The 15,901-nt window shown below is 33.8% G+C and carries 19 protein-coding genes; 13 read left to right on the top strand and 6 right to left on the bottom strand.

The window, feature by feature from the left end; all coding sequences use genetic code 11:
- Positions 1-3: 3 nt before the first annotated feature.
- From BM319_RS05250 to BM319_RS05225, 6 genes are read left to right on the top strand one after another with little or no spacing between them, the layout of a single operon-like run.
- Complete coding sequence (locus tag BM319_RS05250) at positions 4-375, top strand: DUF6711 family protein (RefSeq protein ID WP_091021483.1); 372 nt, start codon at positions 4-6, stop codon at positions 373-375.
- Between the two features lie 10 nt (positions 376-385).
- Entirely contained in the window at positions 386-2,305 is a 1,920-nt protein-coding gene (locus BM319_RS05245; RefSeq protein ID WP_091021481.1) for a hypothetical protein, read from the top strand.
- An 11-nt stretch (positions 2,306-2,316) separates the two neighbouring features.
- Positions 2,317-2,631: a YomQ N-terminal domain-containing protein gene (locus tag BM319_RS05240; protein WP_091021479.1), complete on the top strand. Its 315-nt coding sequence runs from the start codon at positions 2,317-2,319 to the stop codon at positions 2,629-2,631.
- Between the two features lie 12 nt (positions 2,632-2,643).
- Positions 2,644-2,898 (top strand): hypothetical protein, encoded by a 255-nt coding sequence (locus BM319_RS05235; protein WP_091021478.1) that lies wholly within the window; start codon positions 2,644-2,646, stop codon positions 2,896-2,898.
- A 59-nt stretch (positions 2,899-2,957) separates the two neighbouring features.
- On the top strand, positions 2,958-3,338 hold the full coding sequence (locus BM319_RS05230; protein ID WP_091021476.1) for a phage holin family protein: 381 nt from the start codon (positions 2,958-2,960) through the stop codon (positions 3,336-3,338).
- Entirely contained in the window at positions 3,322-4,131 is an 810-nt protein-coding gene (locus BM319_RS05225; RefSeq protein ID WP_091021474.1) for a peptidoglycan recognition protein family protein, read from the top strand. Before BM319_RS05230 ends, BM319_RS05225 begins: the two co-directional genes overlap by 17 nt.
- A 42-nt stretch (positions 4,132-4,173) precedes the next feature.
- Here BM319_RS05225 and BM319_RS05220 read toward each other — a convergent pair whose 3' ends face one another.
- From BM319_RS05220 to BM319_RS24995, 4 genes are all read right to left on the bottom strand, one after another.
- Complete coding sequence (locus tag BM319_RS05220) at positions 4,174-4,668, bottom strand: hypothetical protein (RefSeq protein ID WP_091021472.1); 495 nt, start codon at positions 4,666-4,668, stop codon at positions 4,174-4,176.
- Between the two features lie 121 nt (positions 4,669-4,789).
- Positions 4,790-5,056 (bottom strand): hypothetical protein, encoded by a 267-nt coding sequence (locus BM319_RS05215; protein ID WP_091021469.1) that lies wholly within the window; start codon positions 5,054-5,056, stop codon positions 4,790-4,792.
- Positions 5,057-5,071: 15 nt separating this feature from the next.
- The gene (locus BM319_RS05210) at positions 5,072-5,530 is read right to left on the bottom strand and encodes a DUF4429 domain-containing protein (protein ID WP_091021467.1); all 459 of its coding nucleotides are present in this window, start codon (positions 5,528-5,530) and stop codon (positions 5,072-5,074) included.
- 130 nt (positions 5,531-5,660) lie between these two features.
- Positions 5,661-5,789 carry a hypothetical protein gene (locus BM319_RS24995; protein WP_286143682.1) on the bottom strand — a complete coding sequence of 43 codons (129 nt, stop codon included), beginning with the start codon at positions 5,787-5,789 and terminating at the stop codon, positions 5,661-5,663.
- Positions 5,790-5,934: 145 nt separating this feature from the next.
- On the opposite strand from BM319_RS24995, the gene BM319_RS05205 reads away from it, so the two are divergent.
- Positions 5,935-6,273, top strand: coding sequence for a hypothetical protein (locus BM319_RS05205; RefSeq protein WP_091021465.1), 339 nt, complete (start codon positions 5,935-5,937; stop codon positions 6,271-6,273).
- Positions 6,274-6,299: 26 nt separating this feature from the next.
- Here BM319_RS05205 and BM319_RS05200 read toward each other — a convergent pair whose 3' ends face one another.
- Positions 6,300-6,494 (bottom strand): helix-turn-helix transcriptional regulator, encoded by a 195-nt coding sequence (locus tag BM319_RS05200; protein ID WP_091021463.1) that lies wholly within the window; start codon positions 6,492-6,494, stop codon positions 6,300-6,302.
- 167 nt (positions 6,495-6,661) lie between these two features.
- Here BM319_RS05200 and BM319_RS05195 point away from each other — a divergent pair, with 167 nt between their 5' ends.
- The 5 genes from BM319_RS05195 to BM319_RS05175 all read left to right on the top strand — a co-directional run bounded on the left by BM319_RS05195 (position 6,662) and on the right by BM319_RS05175 (position 10,740).
- Complete coding sequence (locus BM319_RS05195) at positions 6,662-7,513, top strand: ParM/StbA family protein (protein ID WP_091021461.1); 852 nt, start codon at positions 6,662-6,664, stop codon at positions 7,511-7,513.
- Positions 7,503-7,724, top strand: a complete 222-nt coding sequence (locus BM319_RS05190) for a hypothetical protein (RefSeq protein ID WP_091021459.1) — start codon at positions 7,503-7,505, stop codon at positions 7,722-7,724. Before BM319_RS05195 ends, BM319_RS05190 begins: the two co-directional genes overlap by 11 nt.
- Positions 7,725-7,861: 137 nt before the next feature.
- Positions 7,862-8,143 carry a hypothetical protein gene (locus BM319_RS05185; protein ID WP_091021457.1) on the top strand — a complete coding sequence of 94 codons (282 nt, stop codon included), beginning with the start codon at positions 7,862-7,864 and terminating at the stop codon, positions 8,141-8,143.
- Between the two features lie 12 nt (positions 8,144-8,155).
- Positions 8,156-8,584, top strand: coding sequence for a hypothetical protein (locus BM319_RS05180; protein ID WP_091021455.1), 429 nt, complete (start codon positions 8,156-8,158; stop codon positions 8,582-8,584).
- Between the two features lie 2 nt (positions 8,585-8,586).
- The gene (locus tag BM319_RS05175) at positions 8,587-10,740 is read left to right on the top strand and encodes an ATP-binding protein (protein WP_091021453.1); all 2,154 of its coding nucleotides are present in this window, start codon (positions 8,587-8,589) and stop codon (positions 10,738-10,740) included.
- 202 nt (positions 10,741-10,942) lie between these two features.
- Here BM319_RS05175 and BM319_RS05170 read toward each other — a convergent pair whose 3' ends face one another.
- The gene (locus BM319_RS05170) at positions 10,943-12,379 is read right to left on the bottom strand and encodes a PDDEXK family nuclease (RefSeq protein WP_091021451.1); all 1,437 of its coding nucleotides are present in this window, start codon (positions 12,377-12,379) and stop codon (positions 10,943-10,945) included.
- A 683-nt stretch (positions 12,380-13,062) separates the two neighbouring features.
- On the opposite strand from BM319_RS05170, the gene acnA reads away from it, so the two are divergent.
- Entirely contained in the window at positions 13,063-15,789 is a 2,727-nt protein-coding gene (gene acnA / locus BM319_RS05165; protein WP_069032369.1) for an aconitate hydratase AcnA, read from the top strand.
- Positions 15,790-15,901: the final 112 nt, after the last annotated feature.

Genomic DNA, 15,901 nt, shown 5'->3' with positions numbered 1-15,901 from the left:
ATTATGGCATTCCTAGAAATCGGAGCAAGCGCAGGATCAACTGTAGCTGTTAAAACACCTAGCGAATTTCAAGTTACAATATTAGATTTAGATTCAGAAAAATCTACTCGTAATGCCAATGGTAACTTAGTAAGAACACGAATTGCAATTAAACGAAAAATCTCTGTCACATTCCCCCCTACTACAATAGCAGAAATGCAGACGATACTGACAGCACTCCATAATGGAGGGGCAACAAGTTTCTTTTGCAAATATCTTGATCCAATGTTAGGGATAACAACAAAAGAGTTTTATGTTGGGGATCGTGTCGCTCCTTTATATAACAATGTGTTAGGTAGATGGGATAAAATATCTATGGAATTTATAGAACTGTAGGAGGTTAAGAATGATAACTGCATCTAACCTCTTTAACGGTAATATGATGGCTAATTCGAGAATAGTAGATTCTTATATCGTAATGAATGGTACTACGACATATGACTCTAGTAAAATCGTAACTTGGGAATTCCATGACACTGTATCTTTATCGGATGTATTTGAAATAGGTACAGCTATATCGAATGTTTTTAACGTAGTATTACAAAATATAACTCCTACTTTTGCTGTAGATAAAACAACAATTGAACCTTTTGTCGGGGTTAATGTTGGTGGGGCAACTTACGAATATGTTTCTCTAGGGAAATTTATTGTTGACGATATACAATACGAAAGTGTTGTGAAAAGGTACACGCTATCTTGCTCTGATTATATGACAAACTTAGATATAGACTATACTTGGACAGCAGGAGCAACAGACACTATTGCCAATGTTATGTCTAGGATTTCAACTCTTTCAGGGGTTCCGTTATCTGGAACATACCCAACTACTACGATAAATAAACAAACAGGATTTACTTGTAGAGAAATGTTAGGGTTCATGGCTGGTTTAATGGCTGGATGGGGTGTAATTAATAGGTCTGGTCAAATAGCTGTAAAAGTACCGAAAAATACAGATCCAAATATCAATCCTATTTGGGTTACTGCTTCAGCGATTACTTTCGATACTAATATATCAAACTACGTTCTGGGTCAATACTACACATGGACTGTAAACTCGGCAAGTAGAACTCTTTGGGATTCTTCTGGAGTAAAAGTCGGGGATTATTTGTATCAGACAGGTACAATAACCCAAATAAACGGTTATACTATAACTTTTCGATGTGACAATAATTTTTCAGACAATTCTTCGCCATCTACTATGCAACTCAATGTCCAAAGATTTGTTACATCCGATCTAACTGTTATGGATGACAACTATTTTGACTATGTGTCTGGAAGTACTGACCTTTATATCCTTGAGCAAATTACAGGTATTGACTACAACGGTAATACTTATACAAGCGGTACAAAAGTCAAGAACATGGAGCTAAGAATCAAAAACCCATTTATTACTCAATCCTATGTAAATAGTATTGCTGCTACCATTAATGGTAGAGTATTCTATGCTTTTGTAATGGATTGGCAAGGAAATCCAGCGCTTGAAGCAGGGGATAATATTCGTTTTGAGGTTATTTCAAAAATGCCTTGGGCTGCTGTAGTGACAGATACTGTTTGGCAGTATCCAGATTTCTCTGCTGTATCACAAACTTTAACAGAAAGTCGATTAGTCAACTCAACTCCAGATGACGATACAGGGGATGTAGTAAATGGTGCTGATATTGTAAACTCAAATATCTATGGTGGATTACTGATAAAATCAAATAGTGGTGGAACGACTGCGGGCAGTTTCAATAGCGGTTTGTACGGTATTCATATGAATAATCAAGATATTAGAGGGTGTAATACAATCGTCTTTAATGATGAGCTAGATGCTTCACTGGAAGGCATATTATTCCCAAAAACAGGAGCACTTGCTGATAGTGTTACAAGTTCTGATTATTTTATTTTAAAAGTAGACGGTAGTGGGAGTTTAAAACTTAATGCCGATAATATATTCCAACTTAACCCAACATTTACAAATTTGACACTACAAAACGGGGCAACCGTTAATAACTCAAGAACACCAAAATACACGAAATTAAACGGAATTGTATACTTGGAAGGTGAGATTTCAGCAGGACTAGCTAATGGAACAGTCGTTGCAACATTGCCAGTAGGATACCGACCAGCTTCTTATTCTTTAAATATTGCTGGCGCTCATGCTACAAGTGCAGCGACTAATCCTTGTGTATGGTCGGTAGGTACTTCGGGGCAAATAATTTTAATTTCGTCTAACGGAACAAATGCAGTATCTTTAAACAATATCCAATTTGTTGCTGAACAATAGGGGGAAAAAGGATGAAACAATTATATAAATATGATGGTAATGGAAAATACATCGAGCCAGTAATAATTGGATCAGATGAACCAATTCCAACCGATTGTACAGAAGTAGAACTTCCTCAACCGAACTACAAGCCAGTTTTTAAAAATGGTGCTTGGGTCGAAACAATCCCAGAGGAAGAGTTAGAAGAGATTAAAAATAAACCTCTCCCAAAAACAGACATCGAACAATTAAAAGAAGAGAATGCTTCATTAAAACAGCAACTAATCCAAAGCAATGAAGACACTCAAGTATTTATGGATTTCATTCTAGAAAAGTTAGGACAATAGGGGGATAACAACATGACAGTATATTCATTTCGTATAGGACCTTACGCAAGAGATATTTATTTATATGGAAAACAAAAATTAGTAAACATTCCAGCCGAATATTATACTCCTGTTGAAAATTATGCAGCTAAGAATTTTACAAGAGGACAAATTTTAAACGCTTTAGAGCGTGGATATATTACTCAAGAGCAATATGATGAAACTGTAGCTTTAATAACTGATGAAGTAGTTTTACCTATGTCTGCACCTACAAACGATGTAATGTAAGGTGTATTTTTTATGGCCTGTTTTCTGACAGGCCTATATTATTTGAGAGAAGGTAGATCATGGAGATTGATTTTATTTCGGTATTACCAAAGTTAATTCAAACAGGTTTAGTGTTTTATTTTCTTGTTAAATTCTTAGATTTCGTTACAGGTTTACTTAAGACCTGGAAAGGTGTTTCCCAATATAAATCAAGAGTTATGCGTGATGGAATCATTAGATGGATTGGTGAACTTGTAGGAATTGTATTTGTACTAGCTCTTGATATTGTATTAGGCCTTAACTTCTATTTAACAGGCTTCACACTTGCACTTTTTATCTATAAAGAAGGTGGAAGCATTGTAGAGAATTTAAGAGCAATTGGTGTGGTGCTTCCTGCACAAGTAGAAGACAAATTGAAATCTTTCGATAAAGGAGAGGTTCAAAATGACTTGGAGAAATGATTTTATTCCAAAAAACAAATATACAAGACCAGGTACCCTTTTAAAGGAAGTAAGAAAAATTGTAATTCATTGGACTGCAAACTTTGGTGCAAGTGCTAAAAGACACGTAACTTATTTTGGAGTTACATTACCAGCCCAAAGCAAGTTGGCGGAGCAACAAGGTAAAAAAGGTACTTATGCTTCTGCTCATATTTTTGGAGATAAAAATGAATCAGTCTGTATTATTCCTTTAAATGAAGTGGCTTACCATGCAAATGATGTACAAAAACGCAATGATGATGGATCAGCTTATCGAGGAGTTAAAGAAATCGCTCCTAATGCTAACTTATACACTTTAAGTTATGAAATGTGTGTAGAGGAAGATGGAACAATTCATCAAGACACTATTAATCGTGCAATTGCTGATATTGCAGAGCTATGTAAAACTTATAAACTAACAGAAAACGATATTGTAAGACACTATGATGTAACGAAAAAAGATTGCCCTTCACCATTTGTTAAAGATCCTGTTAAGTTTGAGGACTTCAAAAAACAAGTAGGTTTAATCCTTAGCCCGCCTAAGCCTGTTGTCAAACCTGTAGTTAAGCCAAAGTCTCCAGTTTACCCAGGTAAAGTAATTAAAAAAGGAGATAAGAATAAATATGTTGGTCTCATTCAGAAAGAATTAGGTATCGAAGTTGATAATGATTTTGGCTCTATAACTGAAAAAGCATTAAAAGCATTCCAAAAGAAAAACAAACTTGATGATGATGGAAAAGCAGGAGTATTAACTTGGGCAAAAATGTTTAAATAATAAAAATAACCCTGTTACCACTTGGTAGCAGGGTTATTTTTATTATGACTTTTTTAGAAACCTTTCTTTGTCCCTTTCCGCAATTCTCGAATATTTTTCTTTATAATATTCCGATAGACGGATATCAAAAACATGCGCTGTTATAATAAAACGCATGTCTATATCAAATCCCAGGTCTGCTAGTAATTCAAACGTACCTCTTGCGCCAGTACCAGTATATCCACTCTTGCAACCAGTTAAGTGTAGTTGGTTACCCGAATCATCAATAAGAACTAAATAGTCGTTATGTTGTTCGTTAATTTTCTGCATCGTACGTTGAATTGTAGTGAGATCACTAATGTAAGAATTTTTATCACAGATGACTGCGCGTTCAAATTTCCCAAATAACTCTTTTACCTCTGCGAATAATTCAAGGCTTAAAAACGTGTTACCTCCGTTACTTTTTTGTTCAGTAATTGCAAAAAAGCTTTTGTTGGATTCTTTATCAAAGATATCGTGCTTTTCGAAATTAGAATCTTGTTTATTATTAAAGAACATTGGATACCCACTCCTTTAATATAAGATTAATATTGTTTCCTCTAGACAAGAATATGTATAGTCTCATCATTTTTAGAACAAACAAAAAAGGCCCATGCGGAGGGCCTTTTTCAAGTTAATACTATTTTTTATCCTCCGGAACACTAATAGCCGATTCTTTCACAACTCCATTTTCAATCCTCAAAGCAATTGTACCTAACCACCTATCCATATTCGGTTTCATTTCCATAGTACAGCTGAAGAATCTAACGTGAACAGATTCCTTAGTATCCTTAGTTATCACAGGGCATGCTAGCATATTTCCAAGCTTTTTTAATGCTGTCTCTTTTTTCATTCCGACTATTTCTTTCTTGATGAACGATTCGTAGTAGTTTTTTAGTGGGAACAACTAATACACCTCAAGTTAAATATTTAATAACTGTTTCTTCTTAGCTTCGAACTCTTCTGGTGAAATAATACCACTGTCACGTAACTCTGAAAATTTTTTAATTTGGTCTGCTACATCTGGAGCACTTTGAGTTGCAGCTGGGGCAGGATTGTGGAACTCTTCTAACTTTTCCTCGATTAAAGCTTTAATTGCTTCAAATTCTTTTTGTTGCTTCTTATTGAACATTATCGAGTTTTCGTCTTTAGTTGCATCAAAAAGACCGCCTTTATTTTCTTTTCCACCAGAGAACGCAAATTGGATATATCCATTTGTAAGTGATCCTGCAGGCTTAAATTGAATAGATGAAATTTGTTTAATTAAAATCTCTTTATCACCTTTTAAACCTTGAGTCATTTTAGCAAGCATGCCTTTTCTTTTAATGACAATCTTATTTCCATTTATCTCTAATTGTCCGTTTACTCCATTTGCATTCATTTTAATTTCCTCCCTATCTAATTTATAAGTTATTTATATTCTCTTAAAAGTACAATCTTTCCTCTAATAAAAAAGAACCCACCGAAGTGAGTTGCTAATTAATCTTCATAACAAGCTTGTGAAGCCTTCACTATTTCCAATACAATCGGATTACCGTTATCGTATTCCTCTTGGTACCACTTCTGATGTTCTTCTGGGATAAGTTAACGAAGTCTCCATGAATGATAATCGTTGTGTGATCAATTTTTATTGTTTTCATTTAATGTACTCCAATAAAATATTATTTCAATTATTTTTATAAATTCTATTCGTGGTACAGGCAATTTTTCTATATCCATGGCATACACTGATAGTGCTTCAGCCGGTATCAGGTGCTTGTCCAAGAATGGAGGGGAAGTCCAGGTATGAACAACTTCGAGTCTATCGCCAAAAGACTTCTGGAAGTAAATAGAGAATTAAAAAGAGTAGAAGAGGAATATTATTACTTTTCGAATGAGTTATTAGAATGGAAAGCGAAGTTGACTGATATAGAATCAGAGCTAATAGTAAATGGATCAATTGATGGGAAAAATGAACAGATTCGAAATGCACAGCTTGCATTTCATTCTAAGGATATTAGAGTAGAAGTGTTGAAACATGAAAAATTTTTAAACTCTTTACGTCCAAGAATGTATTCATTACGAAATGAACAAGAGAACTTAAGATATGTTATAAGGTTACACGAATTGTATAAGAAGAATTAAGCCCTTGTCGATGACAGGGGCTATTTTTATTCCTCTAAACTCCAGATATCTTCTACTTTCATATCGAGTGCTTTTGCAATTTTTAAAGCAACTTCTAAGGTTGGTACACTCTTCTCATTAACAATAAAACTTAAAGTATTCCTATTGATTCCAACTTGATCAGCAAATAACCCTTTTTTAATTCTTCTTTCTGCAAGAATTACTCTTAAATTATTTTTCATTATTATCACCTAATGATGTATTCTATAAGGTTTTTATAATCCCTTTAAGTTTTTTCTTGGTGGTACAGGCAAGATTTTGTGTGGACGTTAGTATGCTTTATTAAGTGGGAGGCACATCACACCTAAACTAATTTACCTCACACCTACATCACAATAGAGGTGAGACTATGAAAGACTACATGATTTTAGGAATTGATGGGGGAGGGAATGAAGTTAAAATTATTGGCCCAATAGGTTACTTAAAATTCCTTTCGGCTATAGGTGAATATAGGGAACGAAGATTAAAAGATATATTAGGTAGCTGTGATATTGAATTTTGCTATAAAGGAAAGAAAGGATTTGCAGGGAGTTTAGCTTTAGAAAGTTCTTCTGGAGGAAACATAAGAGGGGATAGTAAAGCGAACACAGATACTTTGTTAAGAGTTTTAATCGGTATTCATTTATACACTGATGAAAAGTATTTAAAAATTATTGTTGGCCAACCGATCACTAAACACATTGAGTCAGAAAAGAAAATCATAAGAGAGATGTTAGAAGGAGAGCACACAATAACAGTTAATAGAATTGAAAAGACATTTACCATTTTAAAATGTGAAGTTGCAGCGGAAGGAGCAAGCGCATTTTTTAATATTATGAAACCTGGCCAAATTCGCATGATTGATATTGGAAGTGGAACAGTTAATTTAGCAACTATGAAAGATAAAAAGTTTTCTGATTTAAATTCGTGGACTATTTACGGTGGATTTTCAGAAGGTAATGAAGATATTGAAGCAACAGATCCAAGAGACTTGGCCCGTAAAATTGCAGTGAACGCTCTAACTAAATGGAGAAAAGAGGATGACGTTTATATTGTAGGAGGTGCAGCAGAGAAAGTAATACCTTATTTAGTTGAATATTTTCCAAATGCTCAATTAATAGGGCCGATTGTAAACGTAAGAGGAAGTTTAGTGGAACTTCCGCCAGTTTTCGCTAATGCTGCAGGATTCTATGAAGTTGGGAAGAGAGTTTATGGGAAATGAATTTAAACGTAAAAATGTCTGTTTTAATATTAGTGATCCAGATGAAAGGAAATTATTTGAACATGCAGCGAGTAGGAAGAACTTTTCAAGATACATTAAATCATTAATTCAAAAAGATGCGACTCCAGGCCAGCCGTATCAATTAATCAATCAACAATTAATTGAGAGTGAAGATCAAAAAGATGATGATTTCGCTAATCAGTTAATTTAATATCCTAAAAAATTCCCAATAGCCTTTAAAACTGCCATAGCAGATCCGCCAATTACCATTCCCCATCCTAACTTAGTTAACAAAGCCACAACTATCACTCCTTTATCTTATTATTTACTGAAGGGAGCTAAAAACTCATGGAAATTATTAGTAAGCTTCAAAAAGGAATACATGACGGTATATTTTGGGTAGCAGATAAAACTGGGAACTTCTTAGGCGAACATATTTTACACCAGGCTTCAAATGGCGCTACTGGTTATGCAATGGTTAAAGCTGCTCCATATGTATTATTAGGTATGAAATTTAGTTTTATTATCATGGGTTTAGGTTTTATCTTAATTTGCTTTGGTATGCCTAAAACAGCTATTAAATGCATTGGTGTTGGGTCATTATCTTATATCTTACTTTCACTTATTTAAGGAGGGCTTAAGATGAAAACAGAGGTAATTAAATTCAAAGATTTTATGGATGGATCATATAAATTACCAAAGGAGAATAAAAGCTTTTTACCAACTTTATTAGGTGGAAGTGCTTTAGGCGGTGGATTATCGTTTGTTATTAATAAAGTTGCTTCAGCTGCTTCAGATAACATTATTATTAAAGATGTCATTCCTGCTAGTACCGCGATAGGAGATAGAGTAGCTCATGCATTTGATCCATTATTTCAAGCAATTTCTGGTTTTGCATATCCTGCCTGTTTCTTTACAATTAGTGCTGGCTGCGTATTAATAATGATCGGTCAAAAACATAAAGGATTGAACATGATTAAATGGGCTATTGTTGGTTTTATCGGATTGCAATTTGCACCTGGTTTAATGTCTATCGTGATGGAAGTAGGAAAAGCGATTAAGGGGGCTTAAGTATGAAACACTTCCAACTCATACCGGATAGTAGATTAACAAATGATAAAGTGGGCCATCTTACTCAAGCTTTAAACCAATACAAAACACCTTACCAGCGCTACAAAGATAAAGAACAAAACTTCTTCTCATACGAAATCTACATGGAGAAAAATAAAACATCATTTAATCTCACAACTAATAATGGGATGGCGGAGCTTACTGAAAAAACTCTGTTATCCTCCTTTCCAAATATCACAGTTAAAGCTGTAGACGATCCACTAAATAAAATTAATCCAATTGCTATGAAAACCATGGATTATAAAAGTCATTATTTTTTATCTTTAAAAGTAGATAGGAGGACAGATTGGTTAGTTTACCTATTAGAAACAATTGGTCTTATGAAAAAGAATGAAAAGTGCCTGGTTCAAATATTATGTATACCTCTTCATTTTGATTGGGGAATAGGAGTGAAAGAAGGATATGAGGGATTTAAAAAAGGAGAACTTCCTCATAAGTTCCGATTCAATAAGAAAGAAGTAGCAAACTTAACAGTAAAAGGAGTAGCAGGAGTTATTTTGGGCGCTCATAGTACAATGGTGGAACTAATGGGATTTACTCCAGATAAGCATGATATTTTCGCATCTGAAAGAGCTAGTATGTTAAAGGATGGAGTACTTCGTGCTGAAACACAACAGAAGGCCAAATATGGAGGATATAAGGTTAGGATAAATATTTGTATCGAGTGCGAGGAAAAGCGGAAAGACATTCTAATTAGAGCTATAGAAACAGCCTTTAATGTGTTTGATGGTGATAACAAATTACTTCCTAATAAAAGAAACATTAAATACTTTGAATCAATGAAAAAAAGAAAAATAGGTTTGCTACAGTCAAATTATATGAGTAGTCTAGAGGTTTCTAGATTGATGTATCTTCCAGGATCTACATTACAAGAGAAGTATAGCCTTGAAAGAATCACAATGTCAGAGACAGTTATTCCAGCAGCAGTAACTAATGGAGGTATGTTATTAGGTTCAAATACTTATAAAGGAGCAGAAACTAATATTTATATGCCTGTAGATAATTGGGATGAAGTTTGTTTGCCTTATTGTACAATCGGAGGAATGGGTCAAGGGAAAACAGATGGCTATGGAGCTAATAAGTTAGTTGAAGCTGTTAAAAATGGTTTTGGTGGTGTATTTATAGATCCTGCAAAGAAACAAGTGTCAGAGCAAATTAAAAAAGTTTTAAAGCCAGAGGAATATGAAATTATTAATATCAAAGAGTTAAAGCCTTCATTTGATTGGTGTGAAGCGAAGTACAGCGAGGATAGTAAGACGATTATTCAAGATACAGTATTATCATTTTTTGAGGATTCTTTAGAGGATACAGTCCAAACCGAAAGGTATTTAAGAGCCTTTGTTATTGCTATGAAAACAACTAAGATGAATGAACTATTTAAGATCATGGAAGATAAAAAGTATTTAAAAGATGCAATTAAAAGAATGCCAGAAGGACTTCATAAAATTACATTAGAACAATATGAAAATGAAAAAGACGGAATGAGAATGAAGATAGTGAGACCAATTTACAATCGCTTGGATATGATTATGGGCGATCCGTTTCTAAATGAATGCTTCCAAGGTGAAAATGAATTGGATTTCGTGAAAATATTAAGTCAGAAAAAAGCTTTTGTTATTGATGTGAGCAAAATGGATGGATTAACACCTAAACAAATTAATATAATTGGTAACTTATTAATGACTAAAATTAATTTAGCTATGCAGATGAGAAAAGAGGAAGATCAATTCCCATTTTTCGTAGTGATTGATGAGCCGCATCAATTTAATAGAAGTGCTGCACTATGGAAAAGTATGGCTGTAGAAAGTAGAAAATGGAGAGTTAGTTTTACCTGGTTATTTCATTATTGGGAGCAGATCCATAAAGAAGCAAGATTAGCCATCAAAAACGCATTACCTCATTATCATCTTTATCCAACTTCTAAAGATACCTGGAAAGCGTTTTTAGAAGAAGTTACTCCATTTGATTTAGAGCAATGTATGAAGTTAAAAAGATACCATGCAATTAATATATTAAGAACAGGGGGAGAAAGTACAGTACCATTTGTTTTACACATGACCTTACCACCAATAGAAAGATTAAAAGGCTCTCAATGAGAGTCTTTTTGTAATTCATAGGTTCTGTTAAATTAAAAGTTGATTTTTGAACTAAATAAAGGCTGTCCATATAGGCAGCCTAAATTTTATAGAACTAACGCATTCGTTAATATCCATTTTGCAGATACTATTTTTTATCCAGTTAAACATGATTAAAAATGAATTTTTCTTTTGGTTTTTGGTAGAATAGAAACATTTAGTCTTAAAACTCAAAAGTTAACTGACCTTTTTCAACTTTAAATAGTTGATTTGTTTTAAATTCTTCGAAGAATTTTTTGAAGCGTTCCAGGGTAAGGTTTTGTTTATGTTCTCGGTAATCTATTTCAACATATTGATAACCTAATTTTTCTGCATAAGCTTTCTTCTTACGGTCGGTTTCTTGTTGTTTTACAAAATCTTCTTTCGTTTCATGAAATCTTTTATGAAATTTATAATGTTGTATCCCATGAACTTCAATAATTAAATTTAAAGAAGGAATGTAAATATCGTATTTCCATGTCCTTTTAGGTAATCTGTATTCGATTTCGTACTTTATTTTTTGCTTGTCTAACCAATTGCAAATAGCTCTTTCTCCTTTAGAACGCTTACAATATTTACATCTAGCTCCACCATTAAAATCATTTGGAGTCATTTCAAATTTATGTTTTTTATCGCATATCAACGGTACTTTTGTTTTGTTATTAACGTACTCTCCATTAACTTTATAATTGGCTTCTTTTACTTCATTTAAAAATCGTTCTTTTGCAACTGTCGGGTCTGTACCTCCACATTTACGACAGCCATGTTCATTTTTATAATCATTTGGGATGACCCATTGAGGTTCGTGTTCGCAATGAAAATCAATTAAAACCTTTTCATGACTATTAATATAATCACTTAATAAAGTATGTCCCTTTGATTTAACCAACAAAGAAAATTCTTCTCTTGCTTGTTGCGATTGTTTCAATGCCATTGCTTCGAACCCACAATTGCGACAACCATATCTGTCATAATCGTTCGGTGTAATTGGGTGTGGTGGATGTACACATTTAAAATCAATCCGTATTTTGACTTTTGCCCCTTGATACGGGTCTAATGCTTCATGACCTCTTTCTTCAAGAGTACGATAAAATTTGTCCTTAGCTTGATTAAAATTTCTTTCATTTGCTTCCAATTTAGAACATTTACCGCATTTACCTTTATATCTTTTATAATACTTTGGTGGAACTTCGTAAGATCCATGCTCACATTTGAAGTCAATCTCAATTGGTGTTGTATTATTAATAAATATTCCTTTAATTTCATGCCCTTTTTCCTCTACCAAATCAATAAAAAGAACCAAGCCATCTTTCATCGTCTTAGTTAATTCAACATCTTTATGAACAGTAATTCCTCTATATTCTTTAGTTTTTTTATTTAGTTCCTTACATTCTGGACACCTTCGATTACGATAAAGTAAGAACGTAGAGCTTAATTCAAACTCATGATTATTCGAACAAATAAATTTGTTTTTTTCGATTGTATTTTTATAAACGCTTATGATTTTGTATTTTTCCTTTTCCATCAAATCAATTAAGCTATCTAACGCTTTCAATATGCTCCATGAGTTACTTCCGTTCAAATTCACACTTTCATGTAATTTGATTCCCCTATATTCCATGTTGAAATTCCTCATTTCAGCTATTTGTTAATGATTTTTTAAATGGATATCATTATTCCATTTAATTTACTACAATCTATTTTCTAACTAAGGCAAAAACATCCTTATTCCTAAATTTATCATCCTTTTGAAGGAGCATCTATATTTATTTTGAATTGGCCTAATTTAACAATCTCTTATGCAACTATATCCCCTTTAGTTGTTAAGAAAATCAAAAGTCAACTTATACAAGTCATTTAGCAATTATGCAAATTATGTTCGTGTTTCTACAGATAAAGTTGAACAGGTTTCATCTGTAGAAAACCAGATTGATATATGTAGAAACTGGATTAAAAAATAATAAATATATAAATATAAAGACTCCTAGAAAAATTTAGGAGTCTTTTTTTTGCTCACATTTCTTACAGTCTCACACCTAGAAAAATCACAAAATGCTCACAAAATGCTCACGAACTCCAAAAAACTTAATCGAATTATATTGATTTAAATGTTGTTATAATTGGGTAAAGTATTATTAAATGACCTATTTGATTTAAAAGGTCATAAGTAATACTTATTACAAATGATAAGTTACTTGTTATTTACTTATGATATACATTGTAATAATATATTATTGTAAGGTATTGAAAAGTTTGGATATAAAATATATTCAGACATTTTTTGCTTAATAGGGGGAAGAACACATGGGGAAAAATGACGTTTTCCAATCTCGTTCGACATTTACTGCGAACGATAAAACTTATCATTATTATCGCTTAAAAGCAATTGAGGAAGCTGGAGTAGCTAAAATCGGTAAATTACCTTATTCGATTAAAGTGTTACTAGAATCAGTTCTTCGTCAAGTAGATGGAAGAGTAATTACAAAAGATCATGTTGAAAATTTAGCAAAATGGGGAACAAACGAGCTACAAGATGTAGATGTTCCGTTTAAACCTTCTCGTGTTATTTTACAAGACTTCACAGGTGTTCCAGCTGTAGTTGACTTAGCTTCATTACGTAAAGCTATGGCTGATATGGGTGGAGACCCTGAAGTAATTAATCCAGAAATTCCAGTAGATCTAGTAATTGACCACTCTGTAATGGTTGATAAAGCTGGTTCAGTGGATGCATTAGATTTCAATATGGATTTAGAATTTTCTCGTAACGAAGAGCGTTACCAATTCTTAAGCTGGGCTCAAAAAGCATTTAATAACTATCGTGCAGTTCCACCAGCAACTGGTATCGTACACCAAGTTAACTTAGAATACTTAGCAAATGTAGTACATGCAATTGCAAATGAAGATGGTGAAGTTGTTGCATTCCCTGATACATTAGTGGGTACTGACTCACATACTACTATGATTAATGGTATTGGTGTATTAGGTTGGGGTGTAGGTGGTATTGAAGCTGAAGCAGGTATGCTTGGTCAACCATCATATTTCCCAGTTCCAGAAGTTATCGGTGTTAAATTAATCGGTGCTTTACCAAGTGGAACTACTGCAACTGATGTTGCGTTAAAAGTTACTGAAGTTTTACGTAAAAAAGGTGTAGTAAATAAATTTGTTGAGTTCTTTGGACCAGGTTTACAAAGTATGCCTTTAGCAGACCGTGCTACAATTGCAAACATGGCTCCTGAATACGGTGCAACATGTGGATTCTTCCCAGTTGATGCTGAGGCACTTAACTACTTACGTTTAACAGGTCGTTCTGAAGAGCAAATTCAATTAGTTGAAGCTTACTGCAAAGCAAATGATTTATTCTATACAGCTGACTTAGAAGATCCTACATTTACTGATTTAGTAGAAATCAATCTTTCAGAAATTGAATCAAATCTTTCTGGTCCAAAACGTCCACAAGATTTAATCCCATTATCTGAAATGAAAAAAGCATTCCAAGCAGCAGTTTCTGCTCCAATGGGTAATGCAGGATTCGGTTTAACTGACGAAGCATTAAATAAAGAAGTAAACGTTAAATTTGAAAATGGTACTGAAACAACATTTAAAACAGGTGCAGTAGCAATCGCAGCAATCACAAGTTGTACAAATACTTCAAACCCATACGTTATGTTAGGTGCTGGTTTAGTAGCTAAAAAAGCTGTTGAAAAAGGATTAACAGTACCTGCTTATGTAAAAACTTCATTAGCTCCTGGATCTAAAGTTGTTAGTGGATATTTACAAGAAGCTGGATTAATTCCTTTCTTAAATCAATTAGGCTTTAACATTGTTGGTTATGGATGTACTACATGTATCGGTAACTCAGGTCCATTAGCTCCTGAAATGGAAGCAGCTATTGCTGACAATGATATGTTAGTAACATCTGTACTTTCTGGTAACCGTAACTTCGAAGGACGTATTCATCCTCAAGTTAAAGGTAACTACTTAGCATCACCACCATTAGTAGTTGCTTACGCGTTAGCAGGTAATGTAAATATCGACTTCTCAGTTGAGCCAATCGGTCAAGATAAAGATGGAAACGATGTGTTCTTAAAAGATATCTGGCCAACATCTGCAGAAGTTCAAGAAGTAGTTGCATCTACAGTTACTCCTGAATTATTCAAAAAAGAATATGAAAGAGTATTTGAAGATAACAAACGTTGGAACGAAATTCAAACAACTGATGATTCTTTATACAAATGGGATAGCGAATCAACTTATATCGCAAATCCTCCATTCTTTGAAGGATTATCAAAAGAGCCAGGTGTAGTTAAACCATTAGCTGGTTTAAAAATCGTTGGTAAATTCGGTGATTCAGTAACAACTGACCACATTTCACCAGCTGGTTCTATTGGTAAAACAACTCCTGCAGGACTTTACCTACAAAGTAAAGGTGTTAAACCTGTAGACTTTAACTCATACGGTTCTCGTCGTGGTAACCACGATGTAATGATGCGTGGTACATTCGCTAATATCCGTATCCGTAACCAAATCGCTCCAGGTACAGAAGGTGGATACACTACTTACTGGCCAACTGGCGAAGTTATGTCAATTTATGATGCAGCAATGCGTTATAAAGAAGATGGTACTGGATTAATGATCTTAGCTGGAAATGACTACGGTATGGGAAGTTCTCGTGACTGGGCTGCTAAAGGAACAAACCTTTTAGGAATCAAAACAGTTCTTGCTGAAAGCTTCGAGCGTATCCACAGAAGTAACTTAGTATTAATGGGTGTTTTACCACTTCAATTTAAAGATGGCGAAAATGCTGAAACATTTGGATTAAACGGTAAAGAAGTATTTGCTGTTAATGTAGATGAGAATGTTAAACCACGTGATCTTGTAAAAGTAACTGCAACAAAAGAAGACGGCACAACTGTTGAATTTGAAGTAGTTGCTCGTTTCGACAGCGAAGTTGAAATCGACTACTACCGTCATGGTGGTATCTTACAAATGGTATTACGTGATAAATTAAATAATTCTAAAGTAACTCATTAATATAGAAAACACGGTCTTTTTTGGACCGTGTTTTTTTGTTTTGGGTAAGTAGCATCGCAATTTAAACGATGTCATTGCAAATAAAAATCAGAAATCGCAATTAAAATATGTC

Source organism: Bacillus sp. UNCCL81 (genome assembly GCF_900112535.1).
In the GTDB taxonomy this organism is placed as follows: Bacteria; Bacillota; Bacilli; order Bacillales; family Bacillaceae_G; genus Gottfriedia; species Gottfriedia luciferensis_B.
This window is presented reverse-complemented; position numbering and strand designations above follow the sequence as displayed.